This is a genomic window from Mesorhizobium sp. M2C.T.Ca.TU.002.02.1.1 (genome assembly GCF_003997225.1).
In genome coordinates this window covers 1-2242 of the sequence record NZ_RZTO01000920.1, presented here as the reverse complement: position 1 = coordinate 2242, position 2242 = coordinate 1, and the positions used below count along the sequence as shown (strand labels likewise).

Genomic DNA, 2242 nt, shown 5'->3' with positions numbered 1-2242 from the left:
TGCCCCTGCTGCCAGGGACATGCACCCTTGCGGCCTACTTCCTGGGAGGAATTTCAGCAGGCAGATACCGCGAAATTTCGAAGCCCGCAGCGACTTGGCACATGGTCGGTTTCTTCCAGCTCTTCTTCATCGCATTCTCCTCTTCTGCCAGCCCGAATGGGCCGGTCATGTCGTTGGCGCCATTGCGGGCGGGTGCAATGGCTCGTCCATCACTTCAAAATGGACAAATGAAACACCGGGTTCTCAAACAACTAAAAGAAACTATCCGCATCGAAGATCGGTTCCTTCCCTCCATCGCCTCTGCCGTTCTCGCTCCCATCGAGGTTACCCCGGCGTCGCCGTGATCGGGTTGTCATGCTCGTCGATCAGCGGCACGTTGTAGTCGAGCAGGAGCTTGTTGATCTCCGCCTGGTTCTCACGGATCACCTTGTTGAGGGTACGCTTCCATTCCTGGTCGGATGGACGCACTCCCATGGTGATGCGGTAGGACATGCGCGAGCCGGTCTTTTCCTTGACCAGCGGAACGATCGCGACATTCGCGCCGAGCTGCCTGACATAGTAGCCCGCCATCGGGCCCCACAGGATCGCCGCGTCGATCTTGCCGGCGAGCATGTCCTTGATCATGACCTCTCCCATCGACGGGGTGACGCGCGTGTCGACGGCCAGCGGGTAGATCTTTGCCGTTCGCAAAAGCTTGTTGGCGGCCATGTTGGCGGTCGGCGGCGTGCGTTCGACGACGCCGATCCGCTTGCCGGTGAGTTTCGGATCCTCGATCGTCTCGACACCTTCGAGGCCGTCGCCCTTGGGATGCACAAGCACATAGGAAGAGCGATAATAGGCATTGGTGTTCTGCACCAGCTCATCGCCTTGAGCGTAGCCCATGATGACGTCGCATCGGTTGGCGGCAAGCGTGTTGCGCACGAAGCCGATCACGGTCGGAAACCAGGTGTAGGTGACTGACTTGCGCCCCGTCTTCCTGGCGACCAGCTCGGCCAGCTTGTTTTCGAATCCCTGACCGTTCTGGTCGGTGAAGGGCATGTTGGAAGGATCTGCGCAGACGCGCAGAATGTCGGGATCGACCAACTCTCCCGCGGCGCCGAGGCCGGCGCCTTGCGCCCAGGCAGCCGATGGCAGCAAGGCGAGCGCGCCGAGCAGGGGCAGAACGAAACGTGGCTTCGATGCAACCCGGCCTGTCACGTCATCCCCCCATGCAGGATTTTTCGGCATCCTTGGCCGCTTGGGGTTTGTCCTCGTGCTTGGGCGGCCTGCCGCGCGGCGCGGCGCCGTCGGCGCGGGCGCGCAGATAGACGTAGAGGTCATCCAGGTAGCAATAGACGTTCTTGTTGTCGCCAAAGGCCGGCATGACATTCTCCTTGCCGTTGGCGGTGTTCTTGCGGCCCTGGGCGACGATCGAGAGGAAGGTAGGGTAGTCGATCGTTTTAAGGCTGTTCGCCAGGGCCGGGGCATAGGTCGAACCCATGCCGTCCTGTCCGTGGCAGACATGACAGTCCGAGTGATAGCGGCGATAGCCGCTGAACGTGTACCAATCCACGGTTCCGTTCTCGATCTTGTAGGTTGGGTTTCCATCCGCATCCAAATATTTGCCGCCCTCGTCCTTCACCGCCTTGGCTTTGTCGGCGCTGTCCTCGGCCTGCGCCGACGTCGGGCCGGCAAAAGGCAGAAGGGCCAGGGCGAGAACGGAAATTGCGATGCGGATGGACATTCAGACACTTCCTTATTTTGCCAAGGACGAAGGGTTGCCGTCGCGACGCGGCGTTGTTGACCGGTGTTCGGGTGTGCTGCAGATCGAGAGCCCGGCTGTTGCCTGCGGATGATCCGGGCTCTCGATCTTTCAGTCTTCGGTCTTAAGGGTTTTCCGGGAGATCAATCCGGAAGACCGAAGACGGTGAGCTGGCCGCCCAGCGTCGTGTAGTCGGCAAGTGCCGCGTAGCCACCGACCGCTCCGAGACCGGCGGTTCCAACGACCGCGGCCTGATCGCCTTGCGCGCGGCCCTGATCGACGGCGCCGTGCCAGGCGGCGGCGTTGTCGGGTGACAGCAGTCCGCCGGCGAGGCCGATACCTGCCCATCCGCCGACACCGGACAGAACGGCGATATATTGCTTGCCGTTGTGCTCGAAGGGCGTGACGTTGCCGATGATGCCGGACGGGGTCTTGAACTTGTAGAGTTCCTTGCCGTGCTCATCGACTGCCTTGATGTAGCCTTCGAGCGTCCCATAGAAG

At 61.3% G+C, this 2242-nt stretch carries 3 protein-coding genes and 1 pseudogene; 1 reads left to right on the top strand and 3 read right to left on the bottom strand.

What is annotated here, in order from left to right:
• On the top strand, positions 1–344 hold a 344-nt coding region (locus EOD07_RS37890), incomplete at its 5' end, for a hypothetical protein (protein WP_206519619.1).
• Here EOD07_RS37890 and EOD07_RS31430 read toward each other — a convergent pair.
• From EOD07_RS31430 to EOD07_RS31420, 3 genes and pseudogenes are all read right to left on the bottom strand, one after another.
• On the bottom strand, positions 325–1197 hold the full coding sequence (locus EOD07_RS31430) for a substrate-binding domain-containing protein (RefSeq protein WP_348627790.1): 873 nt from the start codon (positions 1195–1197) through the stop codon (positions 325–327). The genes EOD07_RS37890 and EOD07_RS31430 overlap by 20 nt on opposite strands.
• A gap of 1 nt (position 1198) precedes the next feature.
• Positions 1199–1723, bottom strand: a complete 525-nt coding sequence (locus EOD07_RS31425) for a c-type cytochrome, methanol metabolism-related (RefSeq protein WP_127238043.1) — start codon at positions 1721–1723, stop codon at positions 1199–1201.
• A 161-nt stretch (positions 1724–1884) separates the two neighbouring features.
• Positions 1885–2242, bottom strand: a pseudogene (locus EOD07_RS31420) (PQQ-dependent dehydrogenase, methanol/ethanol family); the annotation flags it as partial.